Source organism: Exiguobacterium sp. s146 (genome assembly GCF_018618415.1).
Lineage (GTDB): Bacteria > Bacillota > Bacilli > Exiguobacteriales > Exiguobacteriaceae > Exiguobacterium.
This window is the reverse complement of the sequence record NZ_JACSMA010000003.1, coordinates 194658-212309: the sequence shown is the minus strand read 5'-3', so window position 1 is coordinate 212309 and position 17652 is coordinate 194658. Positions and strand designations below refer to the sequence as shown.

The window sequence follows — 17652 nt, the reverse complement described above, 5'->3', positions numbered from 1 at the left end:
TGTACGTTACTTCTTGACGACAACGGTCTTCGCCGATGCGCCTTTCGTGTAGCTGATTCGTTTCACATTCTCGGCTCCGCGAATTTCCGCAAGGTTCGTTCCGTCGACGATCACTTCTTTGACCGTTGCGCCGTCGAAGTCGATGATGGCACCGGCTTCTTTCGGTTTCACTTGAACGACGATGTTTTTAAGCGCATCGCCTGTCAATTCCGTGTAGGCGCCGCGTACGAAGATGCCGTTCTTGAAGTTCGTGCCTTTGCCGATCGTCACGCCAATGAAGTCATCTTGGAGCACGAGACGTGCCGCCGGGTTGTTCTCGACCGTGTAACGCGTCAATTCCACTTCTGGCTCCGGTGTGAGGTCGATTTGCGCAAGGACCGGATCGTGGTCACTGGCGCGGCCCGACATTTCCGTGAAGTCAGCGTTGACGTGAATCATATCAATCTCGGTCGTCGCCGCTAGACGGTTCGACACGAGGATGTGGTCGAGCACTTGCGAGTTTCCTTGATAGACGTACGAGTAACGGTCGACAGCCGGGACTTTCTCGACCATGTTCGTCATCAAGTCGCCTTTGAAGATTTGCATCGCATCCGAGAATTCGAAGTCATTGAAGTCACCGAGGGCGACGACGTTCGCGTCCGGATTGTCCGTCTTCACGTCCGCGACGAAGTCATGGACGATTTGAGCGATTTGTTTCCGTTGGACTTCACTGCCGAGCACGACCGGCTGTTTCGAGCCGAAGAAACCAGTGTCGCCACCTTTCGAATTCCAGTGGTTGGCGATAACGACGACGTTCTCACCTTGGAAGTCGAACTGGGCCGCGAGCGGCTTGCGTGAGCTGTTGAACGCCGGGTTGAGCGGGTCGATCCGGCCCGGGTTGTGCGTCAACTTGCCATTTTCATAACCGACAGCTGTCGTCGCGTCACCAGCAGGGATGCCTTCTGTGAGTGAGACACGTTCCGGGTCATACAAGAAGCCGACACGGATGTTAGCGTTCGGTGCGCCGCCGTCTTTGTTGTACTCAGGGTCGATGTTGACGTACTTGTATGATTTGCCGCCGATCGAAACGATGTTGTCAATCAAGCGTTGGTAGCTTTGATCGGCCGCAGAATCGCCTGTGCCTTCTCCGTTGTTATCTTGGACTTCGGTCACGCCGATGATGTCCGGGCTATTCAATTCCTCGACGAACGCTTTCGCGAGCTTGAGGGCTTTCTCGTCCGACGTCTCTTTGACGTTGTTCGAGAAGTTCTCGAGGTTGTAAGAGGCGATCGTCAATTTATCTTCTTCTGCCTCGATGAACGTCGTCTCACGCTTGGCATCGCCTTTGACGAAGGCAGCCTTCATCTCATTAAGACCTGCTTGAATCTTATAGTTTCCGTACGAGTATCCGACGACACCGACGATTGGGCCGTTGAAGCGGTCACCGGTCGCGACATCGAAATCACGGGCGGCAGCGTTCGGCTCGAGACGGAATTGAATCCGTTCTGGGTTGGCATCATCTTTTTTCAACAGAATGCCGCCGTTGAACGTCTCGGTCGGTGACGATTCGAGTACGGTCACGAGGTCGCCGTTCTGTTGCGGTGAGACCGATTTGAGGTTGCCCGTCTCGACGCGCATCCCTTCAAGGCTCTCCCAGAAGTCGATGGCGTCTTTGTCCGGGTTGAAGACAGCAAGGGCATCGCTGTCGATGAACTCGGTCGGCAAGTTCGACGCGTCAATCTTCACCGGCGTCGGGAGGGCGACACCGCTCTTGACGACACTGACACTGCCGTTACGCGTATCGATTTGCGTCATCTTCATATCCGTCTGTTGACGGTCGCTGTAGCCTTCGATGGCGTACTCGCTGACGAGACCATTCACGTTGACGAGGTCACCAACCTGGATGCCCGCGATCGAACGGCCGCCATACAAGATGATTCCTTCTGACGTGCGTGCATCTTGGTCGGCTTCCATGTCAGGCGTTTGGATGTAGTAATACGTCGTACCCATCGAGACGAACGAGTACGTGACGACGCCTTCGACGCCTTCGACGGTCTGTCCGTTCATCGGTGATGTGTGGCTCGCGCCTTGGATATCATGGATGCGGATTTTGTCCGTGATCTTATATTCGAACGTCGTCACGGCGCTGAACGCATCCCCTGATTTGACGGCGACTTTGAGCGTCTTCGTATCCTCGATGCGGACGGGTGACGTATAGAGCGTCCCGTTCACTTTCGGGTCCGACCCGTCGAGCGTGTAGTAAATCTGAGCGCCGGCTGTCGTCGTCGAGAGTGTCACGTCTTGTGGGCCAACGAACGTGCCCGCACCCGGCTTCGCTGTTGCCGGACGGAGTACTGACGCGTCGATGACCGTGTCCGAGACGTCGCGCGGGATGATTTGATACGTGTTATCGAACTGTTGCACGATCCCTGTGATGGACGAGTAGTTGACGTCTGTCTGTAAATCGAGAATGCCGCGTTCGTCGCGGACGACGAACTCTTTCGTACCATCTGTGGCCGTCAAGTTTTGCCCGCTGCCCGAGAGTTTGACGTTCTTCACGGTGACGAGTTCCGACTCGACGTCCTCATTGATTTGTTCGCCGGTAAGGACTTGTGCAGCCGGGACGCTCGCCGCTTGTTTCGAGACGACGACGGCGTTGTTCAATTGAAGGAGTTCACGGTATGAACCGATTGCGCCTGTGACGACGACTTCATCACCGACGTTGACGGCAAGGGACGTCGGACGGACCGAGAGGCCGCCTGTCGCATCTTGAATCGAGATTGTGTTGGCCAGTTTCGCCGTGACGACACCTTTAATCGTGACCGTTTCGCCTTCAGTTTTCGTACGGGCGTCACTGATTGAAATCGGTGTGACTGGGGCCGGTGGTTCGACCGTGCCGCCATCGCCGTAGACGACGCCTTGGAACGTGTGCGAGCCGAGGTTCGTGAACGTATCGATTGGTTGTGAGTTCCATTCAGTGGCCGGGTCGAACGCATCCGCGCCGTTCGCATCGCCAGTCGTGACCGTATCTTTCCGAACTAACGATTGGTCCACCGTAGCGACCGTCGTTCCCCATTTTGTCCCCGGATCGAATCCGACTTGACCGAAGACGTCGAGTACCGTGTCGCCTTTTTTCAAGACGAGCGTATCGTCGCCGTTAAAGTTCGTCACACCGCTCGTCGTGTTGGCTTTCGCTTTCAACGCATCGTTCGCGCTGCCGTTGACGATGACGTACGTGCCACCTGGCTCGAGCGTCCCCGTCAAGTTAAGCGTCGTGCCTGGAGCCGTCCCGCCGTTCGCATACAGTTCAAGCTTATAAGCCGAGAGGTCGATGGCCGCGTTCGTTCCATTGAACAATTCAATCGCTTTGTTGTTACTTGATCCTTCCACGTATTCCGAGATGAATAGGTCTGAAGCGTTCAACGTCTCTGCGTGTACGTTTGCCGCGATCGGCGTCATGCTGCTGACGATGAGTCCGGCTGATAAGGCGAGGCCGGTCATTTGTTTGAATGAACGTGCTTGTGGTTTCCCCATGTGTTAGTCTCCCTTTGATTATGTAGATGGCCGATACGATGTCCCAGTTCGTGTGGTCACTTGCTTGAGCGGATGCCCCCCCTTTTAGTCAAAACAAAATGATAGCGCTTACATTACTCAACTTGACGTAAGGAAGACGCATTCGTGCTCCCTCCATCGTTTGACGGATTTCACTATCATTTACCAACTTTTCAACTACATGTTAAACATAACCAAGCAGACGTCAGAACTCAATCCACTTATTGCGAAGTTCATATTACAGTTTGATTACAGGCTTGAAGAAAACTGAGCATAAGGGCAATCGGGTTGACGGGACGTCCTTCAACTCTTACAATTCATTAATACAATTAAGTGTATCGGTTAACTGTGGATTGAATAGGGAGGAAACGAATGACGACAATTACTTATCCGGTCATCCCGGGAGCGGGCGCATTTTATTATGAAGGAAATGATATCGGCATCTTGTTATGCCACGGCTTCAACGGGACGCCTCAAAGTGTGCGTGATGTCGGGATTGCCTTGATGGAGAAAGGGTTTACCGTATTCGCGCCTCGGCTCAAAGGACATGGGACGGACCCGGAAGAGTTCCGGCGTTCGACGCGTCACTGTTGGTATGAGTCGATGGAAGCCGGCATCCGTCTCTTGCGCGAGCGATGTCGACACGTCATCGTCGTCGGGCAGTCGATGGGTGGAACGTTGGCGATGAAGGCCGCCTTGGCGGGGCAGGCCGATGCGATCGTCACCATCAATGCGGCGCTGTCGGTTCCAGGCTATGCCTGTCACGCCACGGACGATGTCTGTCATTTCATCGATGAAGACGAACCGGACATCTGTGCACCGGGTGTGTTTGAGATCGTCTACGACAAAGTGCCGACGTCAGCCATTCGTGAACTGCTCGCGCTCATCGAGGAAGTGCGACCGATGGCGGCCGAAGTGACCGTGCCGACGTGCGTCATCCACTCGGCCATCGACAACGTCGTGCCGCCCGAAGATTCGATGTGGTTGTACGACATGGTTCAAGCCCCGAAACAACGGGAAGTACTCGAACAGTCGTATCATGTGGCGACGATGGACCATGACCGGGAACGGTTGGCCGACCTCATCGGCGCATTTTGTGAACAAGTGGCGACGGCCCCGAAAATGTAGTCTCCGGACTGCATTTTTTTATGTCTCATTATTTGCAAACGCTTGCACAAGTGCTATTGTAGGATTAGATTCAACCCAAAACAGGTATTGCTGTTCAAGTATATAAATCTAAATGATGAGACGTAGGAGGCAAGTGTCGTATGGAGTCGATGGTCAGCAGACAGCAAGTGGAGAAGAAAACGGTCACCCGCACGTGGTGGAAAGAAGCGATCGCGTATCAGATTTATCCGCGTAGCTTCAAAGATTCGAACGGAGACGGAATTGGGGATCTCCGCGGCGTCATCGAAAAGCTCGATTACTTAGAGGACCTTGGCATCGATGTGATTTGGCTATGTCCGATGTACAAGTCGCCGAACGATGACAACGGCTATGATATCTCGGACTATGAAGACATTATGGAAGAGTTCGGAACGATGGAAGACTTTGACGCCTTGCTCAAGGCCGTTCATGCCCGCGGGATGAAGCTGCTCTTGGACCTCGTCGTCAACCATACCTCTGACGAGCATCCATGGTTCGTCGAATCAAAAAGTTCGAGACACGACCCGAAGCGGGACTGGTACATCTGGCGTAACGGAACGGATGAGGCACCTCCGAACAACTGGGCGAGTATCTTTGGGGGCTCGGCGTGGGAATACGATGAGACGACCGAGCAATATTATTTGCACGTCTTCTCTAAAAAACAGCCAGATTTGAACTGGGAAAACAAAGACGTACGTGATGCCGTCTACGATATGATCAACTGGTGGCTCGACAAAGGGATCGATGGTTTCCGAGTCGACGCGATCAGTCACATCAAGAAGATGCCAACTGAGACGATGTTGCCGTCTCCAGACGGGAAACCGTACGTCACGGCGTTCTCGATGTATTCGAACATCGAGGGTATCCACGACTATCTGCAAGAGATGAAACAAGCGACATTCGCCAAGTACGACATCATGACGGTGGGTGAGACGAACGGAATTGAGCCACAAGCGGCCGATTTGTGGATGGGACCGGAAAGCGGGGCGATGAACATGGCGTTCCATTTCGACCACGTCGACATCATGCGTCAATCCCGTCTGGCGCCGCTCGACGTCGTCAAGTTGAAGCGTATCTTTGACAAGTGGCAACAAGGCCTGCTCGAGACAGGATGGAACGCCCTCTATATCGAGAACCATGACATGGTCCGTGCCGTCTCGCTCGTCGGGGACGAGAACCACTATTGGCGTGAGAGCGCGACCGCCCTCGGCATGATGTATTTCTTCATGCACGGGACACCGTTCATCTATCAAGGGCAGGAAATCGGCATGAAGAACGTGCCGCTTCCTTCCATCCATGACTATGACGACGTAGCGACGAAAAATGAATACTTCGAACGGATCGCCAACGGAATGAGTGAAATCGATTCGATGCAGCAAGTGTGGGGCACGTCACGTGACAACGTCCGCACCCCGATTCAGTGGGATGCGTCCCCGAACGCTGGTTTCTCGACGGCGACGCCTTGGATGCCGATTCATGAGGAGTACGAGACGCTCAACGTCGATGCTCAATCGAAAGACGCCCATTCGATTCTGTCGTTCTATAAGGCAATGATTCGTCTCCGACGGACGGAAGACACGTTCACGTACGGCAGTTACCGCGATTTGTTGCCGGATCATCTGCAAGTTTTCGCCTATGAGCGCACGTTCGAACAACAGACGTTTTATGTCATCGTCAACTTGACGGCGAACCCTGCCGAGACGACGCTGCCTGGTCTCGACAAGGCGACGCTCGTATTGACGAACGAGATGGACCCTGAGACGATTGAGACGGACACGTTTATGTTACGACCGTTCGAAGCAAGATTGTACCGTTTATAATGAGAAGACACCTTCATGACGAGGGTGTCTTTTTAGGAGGTAGGAACATGCATCACATCGAGATTGGAAACGATAAGGGGACGTTCGTGTTCGTCATCGTGGAAGCGTCGCGCGACACCTTACGGTTAGCCCATGGTCCAGTCAGTGAGACGGTCCAGACGGGAGCGTACGTCCAATTCGCACAAGATTTGACCCGTGCCTTTCATGCGTTGCAAGGAGTGGCTCGATTACAAAATGAGGCAGGACGAGTGATTTTGTCAATTGCGTTCGAACGCGGCCGCGTCGATGTCGAGACGGCTTGGGCGCAGGTGACGAACCGATTCGGGACCGACCAAAGTTATTTGACGAAGACAGTCGGACAAATCGGAATCGTGGAATAGATTGTGACAAACGCGGGAAAAGAGCATATGATAGAGGTTGACTATACGGAAAGGGGTGTCGGGTATGGATGGCACGAAACGCGCGGACATTCGCCCAGGGCTCCACGTCCAGATTGTCCTAAAACAAGATCAGCGGAGTGGGAAGTTGACGTCAGGCGTCGTCAAAGACATTTTGACGAACTCGCCGCGTCACCCGCACGGCATTAAAGTACGCTTAAGCGATGGACAGGTCGGTCGGGTGAAAGTGATCGAAGCTGGAGGTGAATAATATGACTGAAAAGAAATTAAGTTTTCAAGAGGCGATGAAACAAAAGCTCGCTGAAAAGAAACAGAACGAGACGAAAGTGCCGACAGGACTTCGTGGGACGAAGCAGAAACCGTTGACGAACCAGTTGACGAAGAAGCCGAACAACCAGAAGAAACGGACAGGCGTTTAAAAAGCAGCCGCTCACACATGAGCGACTGCCTTTTTTGTTTTTCCACGTTTATTCAGTCATGTGACGTACCGATGAAATAGCCATTGTTGAAGTGGTCGAGCAGCTGTTGGTAATACTTCATTTGTTCAACGTTCTTGCTGGCGAGTGCCGCATCCGCGCCGGCGAGCAATTCACCGACGGTCAACCCGACTTCGCTGTTGTCCACGGCGTAGACGAGTTCGAAGTCAAGAAAATCAGCGTCATTCAAGAGGACGTTGATTTTTGCGGCCGTCAGTTGCATGATCAACCGTTTCTCTTCGGTCATTCCTTTTTTCGCAGGATCCATGAGCAGGGCGAGTGCTTCACGGTCGTCAATCACGCTATAGGTTTGTCCGTTGATGGTAACGGTTGTGCCATAGGAGAACGTCACTTTGTCGAAGTTGAAGGTGTTTTTCCAAAAGCCGATCGTATACACATCATAGTCGTCCATTGGTGGTGGCGGTGGCGTACATTCCTCGACGGTCAAGGTGACATAGCGGACCCAAGGGTTAAGCCCTGGATCGTCGCCTGGATAAGCCGTCTCTTCTTCACCATTGACGATAGTATCCAAGTGAAGGAAGACGTTGAATTGGAAACCATCTGATAGAAGGGTCGACACAGGCACCCCAAGGTAGAACGCGAGGTCTGCATACGAAATGAGCAACTGTGTCGGATCAACGTTCGAATACGTTTTGTAATCATATCCGCCTGGATTATCACGTATTAACGAACCTGCTGGTGGAAGTTGTCGGAAGTCGATTTTAATGTTTTCAGCTGCATCTTTCAGCACGACCCCATCATTCAAATCAATCACAATTTTCAACCCATCGGCGACAAACTCAAAATCGACCGTACCGATTGGAATATTTTGTCCCGCATAAATCGTTGTACTCGACGTCGTCGACACACACCATTGTTGACTACTTTCTTCCGCTACGACTCCTTTCATTGGCAACAACGACAGCACGAACATGAGCACGAACAGCAGTGACCACCATTTTCGATGCTTCTTCATCTCATTCCCTTCTTTCCTCGTGATGACTGTACGTGGTGTTATAGAAGGCGCGCACCTATATGTATTTATTACCCGGTCGACTAGCGTTCAGTCGAAAATCAGGGAAATAATTCAATTAAGATGAGAGATACAGACAATATTCACATTAAAACCTATTCACAAAGCGAATAGTTTGAAACAATTTGAATGAGGACATCAAAAAATAGCAGGGAAATAAAGATTTATTATTTCTTTTGAATAACTTTGTAAGCGCTTTAAATAAAGCTATCACTCATTTTTTGTTATATAACATATGAAATTTGCGTGAACTGACCTATAAAAAAATTATTGCCAATTATCAGAATCTTTGTATAATTCAGAACTAAGACATCATAAAATTTTTAAACAACTTTAGATTCACACAACAGGGAGGAACTTATTTATGGAAGCCGTGCAAAGCATGTTACAAGGAAGCGTCGATTACATGAACAACATCTTATGGACGTATGTTCTCATCGTCGCGCTCGTCGGAGCCGGGATTTACTTTACAGTGAGGACACGCTTTATGCAGTTCCGTTACTTAAAAGAGATGTTCCGGGTCGTCGCTGAAAAACCGGAGGTCACAGACAGCAAGAGCATCAGTTCAATGAAATCGTTCTTCATCGGAGCAGCCACACGAATCGGGACGGGTAACTTGGCAGGTGTCACCGTCGCCGTGACGGTCGGTGGACCAGGAGCGGTCTTCTGGATGTGGATTGTCGCGCTTCTCGGTGGAGCGACAGCGATGATTGAGAGCACGCTCGCACAAGTCTATAAAGTAAAAGATGACGTCGCGTACCGTGGCGGTCCAGCATACTACATTGAAAAAGGACTCAACAACCGGGCCCTTGGTATCGTCTTCGCCGTCTTGATCGCGGTGACGTTCGGTCTCATCTTCAACTCGGTGCAATCGAACACGATCGCGGCCGCGTTTGATAACGCGTTCGGCATCGATGCCGTCGTCGGTGGAGCCATCCTCGTCGTCTTGACTGGATTGGTCATCTTCGGTGGTGTACACCGTGTCGCGAACTTCTCGGCAATCGTTGTACCGATTATGGCTGGATTGTACTTGGCCATCGCCGCTTATGTCGTCGTCGTCAACATCACAGAAATCCCAGGCGTGCTCGCGATGATCTTCCAGAGCGCATTCGGCCTTGAGCAAGCGTTCGGTGGGTCGGTCGGAGCAGCCATCTCGATGGGTGTACGTCGCGGTCTCTTCTCGAACGAAGCAGGTATGGGTTCGGCACCAAACGCGGCAGCAGCCGCTGAAGTTTCACATCCGGCGAAACAAGGTTTCCTTCAAGCGCTCGGCGTCTTCTTGGACACGTTGATCGTCTGTACGGCAACAGCAGCCATCATCCTCCTCTCAGACAGCTATGCTGCCGGTAACGGAGAAGGAATCGTCATGCTTCAAAACGCATTGAGCGAACAGATTGGATCATGGGCGCCAGCGTTCGTCGCTGTCAGTGTCTTCTTGTTCGCCTTCAGTTCAATCGCAGGTAGCTACTACTACGGTGAAACAAACATCGAGTTCATCAAGAAGAGCAAAAACGCAGTTCTTGGTTTCCGCCTTGCGACAATGGCGTTCGTCTTCATTGGGGCAGTCGCGAGTCTCGGCTTCGTATGGAGCTTGGCTGACTTATTCATGGCCGGTATGACGTTAATCAACATCTCAGCCATCGCACTTCTCGGCGGTGTCGCCTTCAAAGTCCTTCGTGACTACGAAGAACAGCGCGCCCAAGGTCTCAACCCACGCTTCTCGGCACGTAAACTCGGGATCGAGAACACAGAGTGCTGGGACGTCGAAGAAGAAGAAGTTGCACAAGCTTCAGTTCAAGCGGCCGCTGCCGATACGACAAAAGGTTAATCTCATTCAATACGCAACAACAGGGGCCCTGCGCATCGGGGCCCCTGTCTTTTTCATGCGTTCTGACGGATTGATTCGACTTTCGTTTCGGCTGGCTTGGCGTTCAAATGGACGTACGTCCCGGCGACGAATAAGGCGCCGCCCACGATATTGCCGAGTGTGGCATACAAGAGGTTATGCAGCGCAAGCCCAACGTTGATCGTCTCGGACGGGACATAATAGAGAGCGAACCCGAAGATGCCCATATTGGCAATCGAGTGCTCGAAACCGGCGGCAAAAAAAACGACGACCGGGAGCATCGTCAGCATGATTTTGGCGACATCGTTCTTCGTTTTCAGCGGCATGAAGATGGCGATACAGACGAGAATATTACACAAAATTCCTTTTAAGAAAATCGCGAACGCCTCGCCGCCCATCTTTTTCGCAGCGACGATCGACAAAAGATGGTCCGCATCGACCTCACCCATGCTGTGGGCCCCGATGACGAGTGCAACGAGGATGAGCGCACCGACGAGGTTACCGAGCCAGCTGATGCCCCAGACGGCTGCTAAATCACGCCAGTCGACACGTCCACGTTTCGCGCCCGTATACAAATACATCGTGTTGCTCGTGAACAGCTCGCCACCCATCCAGACGATGAAGACGAGCGCGACCGAGAAACTCATTCCGGCAAACAGCATCGTCCCCGGTACATCGATGAACATATTCCCGACCGAGAAGGCGAAGACGACGCCAATCCCGATTAAAAACCCGGCGACGATGGAGCGGAGTGCGTAGTGACCGAACGCATGACGCAACAGCGTCGCTTTTTTATAGGCGGCTTCTTCCATATAGTCGACAGCTTGTTTTTCCATTTGAGCACGACCTCCTTTAGACAACTTAAGTCTAGGAGGTCTAACAAAAGTTTGCAATTGTTTTCACAAACTTTTAAGGGGTGGCGATGTAATCGTTCACATCGTTGCCACGAGTTCGACTTTCATCCGGTCTGGGTCTTCGAAATACAAAGCGATATAATTTGGACCACCCGCGTAAGGGAAGCGGTCGGCATAGAGCTCCTTGAAGCCGTGGCGTGTAAGTTCTGGACGCAGCCGTTCGAGTTGGTCGAGCGAATCGGCATGAAAGGCGAGATGGTTCAATCCGGTCCGTTTACGGTGATAGGGAGGTTCGAGATAGTCGGTCTCGGTTTGAACGAAGACGAGATACGTGTCGGCAAAGCGGTAACTGCGCCCGGCTTCCCATTGGTGGTAGACGGTATAACCGAGCTCGGTGAGAAGCCAGTCCCACGCATTCAGGCTCTTCGTTAAATCGGAAACGTACAGTTCGACATGGTGTAGCATCGGTCTCATCCTTCCGTCGGACGTTTCAAATGTGTCCGTTTAGTATAATGGTTATTATATAACGAATGCAGGGGGAACCATATGGACAACACGGGGCTTGTCTCGAACATCTTGATCGCGGGGAAGACCGGGGTCGGGAAGAGCGCTTTTTTAAATTACATTTATGGCCGTGACGTCGCCGAGTCACGTGCCGGTAGCCCGGTGACGGCCGAAGGGTTGCACGAATACGAGTATTACGACCTCGAACGCGGGATTCTGTTCCGCTTCTTCGATACGTGGGGACTCGAAGCGGATCGGGCCGATGAATGGCACGAAGCGGTCCTCTCCATCGTCAACAAGCGAGAAGGCGCGCTCGATATCGCCGACTGGTTCCATACCATCTATTATCTCCTCTCCATCAACTCGGGGCGCGTCGAGGCATACGAGCTCGAATCGATTTTGAAGCCGCTCTACGCGAAGCGAAGCAACGTCACCATCATTTTGACGAACTATAATCCGGACAGTGCGATGAACGTCGAGAAGGCGGAAGCGATGGAGGACGTGCTCATGCGCGAACTCGGGATTTCACGGGATGCGATGATTCGCGTCAACAGTGTCGAAAAGAAAATGCTCGGCGGACAAGTCGTGCCGCATATCGGCTATGAGGCGGTGTGGCAACGCAATCGGACCAACCTTTGGAAAGACGTCGAACGAAAATTGCCGCACAATTTGACGCGTCATTTATTGACCGAGTTGGAGGCGTGGCGTACCCGGAGCTATCGTTCGGCAGAAACGATTCGCATGATCACCCCGCAAGTGATGATCAGCTGGAAAGCCCGCCAAATCGAAAAAGACTTGGAACGAACGCTCGAAGCGGCCGCGGAGACGACAGAGGCGGCGATGGCCCAAGGTGTGCGTCATTATATTCAATTGATGGAACGTTATCCGCTCGTCGGCGCCCCGTCCGATCTCGTCTTTAAAACGCGCCGGGTCGAGCTCGGGTTTGATTATTCGTTCAACCGGACCGTCCGCAAGATGGTGCTTGGCATGATTCCGGGCGTCCATTTCATTTACTGGGCGTTCAAACGGCGAACGGCGGAGCGCGGCATCAAAAAAGCCATCAATCAGCAATATGAGCTGGTCAAACAGACCATCGAGTTGGACGTGCACCGCGGATTCGAGGAAGAGATGCGGCGGCTTGGCCGGACGCTCAATCAATGAGGAGGAACGGATATGGATAAACAGACCCCATTCAACTTTGATACGTACGATTTAAAAGAAGAGCTCGACCGCTTGCGTGGTAAAGTCAAAAAGCCGAATATTTTAATCGCCGGAGCGACTGGGTCGGGCAAGAGTTCCGTCGTCAACCACGTGTTCGGTCGCGACTTGACGAAAGTGGCCGCCGGTGAGCCGGTGACGCGGGGGATTCATCAGTTCATGAGTGATGAGATTGCGATTGTGCTTTATGACAGTGAAGGGTATGAAATCGGGAGCGCCCGGCAACAAGCGTATGCCGATGAAGTCATCGGGTTCGTCGAGCGGGCCCAGACGAAAGGGGCGGCCGAACAGATTCATCTCGTCTGGTACGTCATCAACGCCTCGATGAAACGGGTCACTCCGCTCGACCGGGCGCTCATCAAACAACTAAACGAAGCGACATCGGTCGCCGTCCTGTTGACGCAAATCGACCAAGTCGACGTAGATGAGCTCGCGGCCCTGCGACAGGAACTCGTGGATGTGGTCCCGAAAGAGGCCGTATTCCAGGTCAGCGTCGCCGATGAGCTGTTGCATGACCCGGAACTGCGGGCCCATCTCGATTGGGAGCGTCTCGTCACGTGGTCGGTCGAACAGCTCGACCACTCGCTCCAAGAAGGGCTGCTCATGGAGATTCATGCCGAGAGCGAGGCGATGCTCAAATTGAAGCGCAAGAAGGCGAATCGAATCATCTCAGGGTATGTCGCCAGTGCGGGAACGGCAGCCGCCGTACCGCTGCCGTTTGCCGATGCGATTGCGCTCACACCGATTCAAGTGACGATGAGCGTTCACTTGTTCCGCTACTGGGGCGTGAAAGCGAACGACGATATGCTGAAGACGCTAATCGGCAGCACCATCATCCCGCAAATCGGCCGGGCGCTCTCGAAAACGATTTTACTGAACGTCATGAAGTTCTTCCCGGGAGCGAACGCGGCGGCGAGTGTCATCAATGCGACCGTCGCATCAGGCATCACATGGGCAATCGGGCTCGCCATCAACGAAGTCGCTTACCGGAACGCGATGGATTCATCGAAGACGATTGAGCAACTGCTCGACAGCGACTTTGGATCGTTGTTCGAAAAGTTCATGGAACAAAATCCAGTGACGAAAAACAAGTCTTGATTGATCCGGTTTGATACACTGGTCGAGACAAGACAAAAGGGGGAACGGATATGAAGAAACGCATCTACATTACGAGACGATTACCGGACGAGGCGGTGGCGCCGCTACGAGACAAATACGAGGTCCGGATGTGGGAGGAAGAAGCGCAGAGTGTCCCGCGCGACGTATTGATGGAAGAAGCGGCATCGGCGCATGCGCTTTGGACGATGCTCAGTGATTCGATTGACCGTGAGTTGATGGAACAGGCTCCAAATCTTGAGGTCATCTCGAACTTGGCGGTCGGCTATAACAATATCGATATCGAGGCGGCCAAAGACCGAGGGGTCATCGTGACGAACACGCCGGACGTGTTGACCGAGACGACGGCCGACCTCGCTTTCGGACTGATGATGATGACGGCACGCCGGCTTGGGGAAGCCGAACGTGATTTGCGGGCCGGGGAGTGGAAGTCGTGGACGCCGATGGGCTATGTCGGCATGGACTTGTATCGGGCCAAGCTCGGGATTATCGGAATGGGTCGTATCGGCGAGGCGGTCGCACGACGCGCCCGCGGCTTCGATATGGACGTGTTGTATCATAATCGAACGCGACGTCATGAATCGGAATCGATGTATGGGTTCGTCTATGCGGAACTCGATGAACTGCTCGAACAATCCGATTTCGTCGTCGTCCTCGCGCCCCTCACGGAGGAAACGCGTGGGATGCTGGGGGCAGAACAGTTCGCTAAAATGAAATCGACGGCCATCTTCATCAACGTCGCCCGCGGCGAAATCGTCGATGAGGCGGCGTTATACGAGGCGTTAAACGAACAGCGGATTTGGGCGGCCGGTCTCGATGTGTTCGCCAAAGAACCGGTGGCGATGGACCATCCCCTCTTGACGCTCCCGAACGTGACGACGCTTCCGCACATCGGCAGCGCCTCGATCAAGACGCGGCTCGCCATGATGGCGCTCAATCGGGAAGCCATCATGCACGTGCTCAAAGGGGACGAACCGAAAAATCGATTGACGTAACAAAAAAACCTGACCGCGGTCAGGTTTTTTTACGTATTAGAAACGACGGATATTGTCTGGGTCTTCGTAGTCGTTACGGAGTGCCCGATCATCGAGTCCGCGCAATTTGTTCTCGCGGTCGTTTATATGAGATTCTTTATCCAAGCGATCCTGTTCAGGGTCGACGGCCCGGTTCGGGTTATCGCCGACCGATTCATTGTACGGTTTGGAATCGATTTCTAAGCCGTCAGCCGTATGGTGACCTTGATGGCTCGTATCGTGTCTTGTGTCGTTATACGGCTTCGAATCGACCGTCAGTCCTTCATTGTGGCGACGTTCGAAATCTTCGTCCACATAAATCAAGATTTTTCCGGCCTCGACGTCGCTATAGTGACGGTTGACCTCGTCTTCGCTCAAGCCCATGTTTCGGAGTCCGGCGTGAACATCCTCATGTCCACTTAAGAACGCCCGGACTTTATCGAAAAATCCTGTATGGTGCGACGCTTCAGTATGAACGTCCGTTTGACGACGTAAAATCGAGATGTTGTCTTCGTGTTTGGCCACGACATAGATGTCCGAGTCTTTGTAGCCTTTCGCCCGCAACTCTTCGACTTTGCCGAGGGCGGCGTCTTGCGTGTCATACATGCTGATGAATCGTTTCTCACTCATCTCGTTTTCCTCCTTATAATCGACGATGGTCTTCTAAGCCAGAATGGCCGCGGACGATTGGATCTTCTTTCGTGCCGCGAGGTTCTTCGTCGTGATCATTGAACGGTTTCGCATCGAAGGCTATGCCGTCCGCTTCTTCCCCTTTTTCATGGTCGAGCTCACTATCCTTTTTATACATGTTCGGGTAGCGTTCGTACGAATGCTTATCGATGTAAAGCAACAGTTTTCCGGCGTCGATGGACGAATAATATTCTTCCGCCTCTGCGTCGCTAAGCCCCATGTTTCGCAACTCGTCGCGAATGCGATCGCTTCCATGAAGGAACGCTTTCACACGATCCAACCAGTTGACATCACGAATCCCCGATTCGGCGTTCACATCGGTGTGATAGCGCAAGGCAGAAATTTCCCCGTCCCGCTTGGCTACGACGTGCATGTTTTTCTCAGCTTCCCCAGCTTGCTTGAGTTCATTCACCTTCTCCATGACTTCTTGCTCGTTATGGAATAATCCAATAATTTTGCGATCCGACATGTTGTGCCTCCTTCATAATCGTTTATTTTATAAATCGACGTCACGCTATTAGTAATTTCCGTTCTAGCAAGGGTTCAAACAAAAAACGCCCTCTCAATATGAGAATGGCGTCATCAATAATAAATCATCAATGTTTCGTTTCCAAGATGGCATCGCGTGTTCTTCCAAACGAACTCGACGAGCGTCCACATGGCCATGAATCCACTGATTGCTAGCAGAATGAGTGCATACACAGGCGTCAATTGAATCAAGAACGACCATCCGAGCGAGAACAGGATAGGTTGGGTCAATAAAACGAACCCGACGTATACGGCAATGATGAGCAAAGCAAATAGAATCCGCCGTCCTAACGTCTGAAAGTGATGACGAAAACGCGTCAAAAGTCCGAACACGGCTCCCGTCAGCAACACGGGGAGCACGAACCCGAAATAGTCAAGCGGATAAGATATGGCCGGAGCTGTGAACAAGCGCAAACTGAACACGTCATCCATGACGAGCAACAGATTCGCATAGGCGAACGCTAAAATCATACCGAGCAGCCAACCGAATTGATTCCAGACGCGACGGGATGATTTGATTGCCTCGATTTTTGTATAGGCCAAAAAGGAGACGTCTCGCATCTCGACATCTTGAAGCTTGACCTGGACGTCGTTGAGCCGATCGATGGCCCAATCGAACTCGCGATTGGCCTGTACTTTTTCATGCGGCTTCAACTCGTCCGTCGCCTCGATCATCGTATGGTAGCGGCGGCGATACTCTTCATTCGTCGTCGGTTGTTCGATTAAGAACACGGCATAGTTTTTCGGGTCTTGTTTGGTCAGTCCGTCGAGCGACTGTCCGTTCTTTTCTGCTTGCCGAATATAGCCTGCTAAACTGTCGAGCAATTGATTGGCTTTTGCCTCGTCATGGAGCAGGTCATACAAGTGCGTCCGGACTTGATCGTAAAACTGTTGAACGACCGGGTCGTTCGAGACGTGTGGTTTCAGAAAAATTCCTCTCTTCTCATAGTTGGATTATTCCGGAGGCGGGTCGTTATGCGATAGCGTCAAAGATTCAAAATCACCTTGTTCGATGCTACGGATGAGAATCTCACTGCCGCCCATATTCGTCGCTAGCGGAATCGAATACACATCACATAGACGCATCAAGGCGCTCACATCAGGTTCGTGCGGCTGGGCCGTCAACGGGTCGCGGAAGAAAATAATCATGTCCATCTCGCCTCGGGCGACAGCGGCACCGATCTCTTGATCCCCGCCTAGCGGACCGGACTGAAAACAATGGACCGGGAGGCCGGTCGCCTTGGCGACACGCTTTCCAGTCGTACCGGTCGCGAACAACTGATGCTGTTTCAAGACTTGGGCGTACGCTTTCACAAGTACAATCAAATCATCTTTTTTCTTATCGTGGGCAATCAGAGCGATGTTCATCTTGATTCCTCCTCAAAAGACTTCTTCTTTTAATTCGTATCACATTTGCCTGAGAAAAACACGACTTCTTTCTTATAGGAGCACTTTCTAAAAAACATTTTGACGAGAATC

Annotated in this window: 17 protein-coding genes; 9 read left to right on the top strand and 8 right to left on the bottom strand. The window is 52.4% G+C overall.

What is annotated here, in order from left to right:
• Positions 1-6: 6 nt before the first annotated feature.
• On the bottom strand, positions 7-3513 hold the full coding sequence (locus KNP83_RS11590) for a chitobiase/beta-hexosaminidase C-terminal domain-containing protein (protein ID WP_214762602.1): 3507 nt from the start codon (positions 3511-3513) through the stop codon (positions 7-9).
• Positions 3514-3903: 390 nt separating this feature from the next.
• On the opposite strand from KNP83_RS11590, the gene KNP83_RS11585 reads away from it, so the two are divergent.
• The 5 genes from KNP83_RS11585 to KNP83_RS11565 all read left to right on the top strand — a co-directional run bounded on the left by KNP83_RS11585 (position 3904) and on the right by KNP83_RS11565 (position 7314).
• The gene (locus KNP83_RS11585; protein WP_214762601.1) at positions 3904-4659 is read left to right on the top strand and encodes an alpha/beta hydrolase; all 756 of its coding nucleotides are present in this window, start codon (positions 3904-3906) and stop codon (positions 4657-4659) included.
• A gap of 140 nt (positions 4660-4799) precedes the next feature.
• Positions 4800-6497 carry a glycoside hydrolase family 13 protein gene (locus KNP83_RS11580; protein ID WP_483297898.1) on the top strand — a complete coding sequence of 566 codons (1698 nt, stop codon included), beginning with the start codon at positions 4800-4802 and terminating at the stop codon, positions 6495-6497.
• Between the two features lie 47 nt (positions 6498-6544).
• A complete protein-coding gene (locus tag KNP83_RS11575) occupies positions 6545-6877 on the top strand; it encodes a hypothetical protein (protein WP_214762600.1) in 333 nt (110 codons plus the stop codon).
• Positions 6878-6941: 64 nt separating this feature from the next.
• The gene (locus KNP83_RS11570) at positions 6942-7145 is read left to right on the top strand and encodes a YwbE family protein (protein WP_021067949.1); all 204 of its coding nucleotides are present in this window, start codon (positions 6942-6944) and stop codon (positions 7143-7145) included.
• A gap of 1 nt (position 7146) precedes the next feature.
• Entirely contained in the window at positions 7147-7314 is a 168-nt protein-coding gene (locus KNP83_RS11565) for a hypothetical protein (RefSeq protein WP_021067950.1), read from the top strand.
• Between the two features lie 52 nt (positions 7315-7366).
• Here KNP83_RS11565 and KNP83_RS11560 read toward each other — a convergent pair whose 3' ends face one another.
• Positions 7367-8347: a hypothetical protein gene (locus KNP83_RS11560; RefSeq protein WP_214762599.1), complete on the bottom strand. Its 981-nt coding sequence runs from the start codon at positions 8345-8347 to the stop codon at positions 7367-7369.
• Between the two features lie 421 nt (positions 8348-8768).
• Between KNP83_RS11560 and KNP83_RS11555 the strand changes: the two genes are divergently transcribed.
• Positions 8769-10232: an alanine/glycine:cation symporter family protein gene (locus tag KNP83_RS11555; protein WP_214762598.1), complete on the top strand. Its 1464-nt coding sequence runs from the start codon at positions 8769-8771 to the stop codon at positions 10230-10232.
• 53 nt (positions 10233-10285) lie between these two features.
• On the opposite strand, the gene KNP83_RS11550 is transcribed toward KNP83_RS11555, so the two are convergent.
• Both KNP83_RS11550 and KNP83_RS11545 read right to left on the bottom strand, forming a co-directional pair.
• Positions 10286-11086, bottom strand: a complete 801-nt coding sequence (locus KNP83_RS11550; RefSeq protein ID WP_214762597.1) for a formate/nitrite transporter family protein — start codon at positions 11084-11086, stop codon at positions 10286-10288.
• A 96-nt stretch (positions 11087-11182) separates the two neighbouring features.
• The gene (locus KNP83_RS11545; RefSeq protein WP_214762596.1) at positions 11183-11569 is read right to left on the bottom strand and encodes a VOC family protein; all 387 of its coding nucleotides are present in this window, start codon (positions 11567-11569) and stop codon (positions 11183-11185) included.
• A gap of 81 nt (positions 11570-11650) precedes the next feature.
• On the opposite strand from KNP83_RS11545, the gene KNP83_RS11540 reads away from it, so the two are divergent.
• The 3 genes from KNP83_RS11540 to KNP83_RS11530 are packed head-to-tail and all read left to right on the top strand — an operon-like array spanning position 11651 to position 14937.
• A complete protein-coding gene (locus tag KNP83_RS11540) occupies positions 11651-12769 on the top strand; it encodes a GTPase (RefSeq protein WP_214762595.1) in 1119 nt (372 codons plus the stop codon).
• Positions 12770-12781: 12 nt separating this feature from the next.
• Positions 12782-13924: a YcjF family protein gene (locus KNP83_RS11535; protein WP_214762594.1), complete on the top strand. Its 1143-nt coding sequence runs from the start codon at positions 12782-12784 to the stop codon at positions 13922-13924.
• A 50-nt stretch (positions 13925-13974) separates the two neighbouring features.
• Positions 13975-14937: a 2-hydroxyacid dehydrogenase gene (locus KNP83_RS11530; RefSeq protein WP_214762593.1), complete on the top strand. Its 963-nt coding sequence runs from the start codon at positions 13975-13977 to the stop codon at positions 14935-14937.
• A 36-nt stretch (positions 14938-14973) separates the two neighbouring features.
• Here KNP83_RS11530 and KNP83_RS11525 read toward each other — a convergent pair whose 3' ends face one another.
• The 4 genes from KNP83_RS11525 to mgsA all read right to left on the bottom strand — a co-directional run bounded on the left by KNP83_RS11525 (position 14974) and on the right by mgsA (position 17541).
• Positions 14974-15585, bottom strand: a complete 612-nt coding sequence (locus tag KNP83_RS11525; protein WP_214762592.1) for a YflT domain-containing protein — start codon at positions 15583-15585, stop codon at positions 14974-14976.
• Between the two features lie 13 nt (positions 15586-15598).
• Positions 15599-16114, bottom strand: a complete 516-nt coding sequence (locus KNP83_RS11520) for a YflT domain-containing protein (protein WP_214762591.1) — start codon at positions 16112-16114, stop codon at positions 15599-15601.
• Between the two features lie 113 nt (positions 16115-16227).
• Entirely contained in the window at positions 16228-17037 is an 810-nt protein-coding gene (locus KNP83_RS11515) for a hypothetical protein (RefSeq protein WP_251139350.1), read from the bottom strand.
• Positions 17038-17127: 90 nt separating this feature from the next.
• Complete coding sequence (mgsA, locus tag KNP83_RS11510) at positions 17128-17541, bottom strand: methylglyoxal synthase (protein ID WP_214762590.1); 414 nt, start codon at positions 17539-17541, stop codon at positions 17128-17130.
• Between the last annotated feature and the right edge of the window lie 111 nt (positions 17542-17652).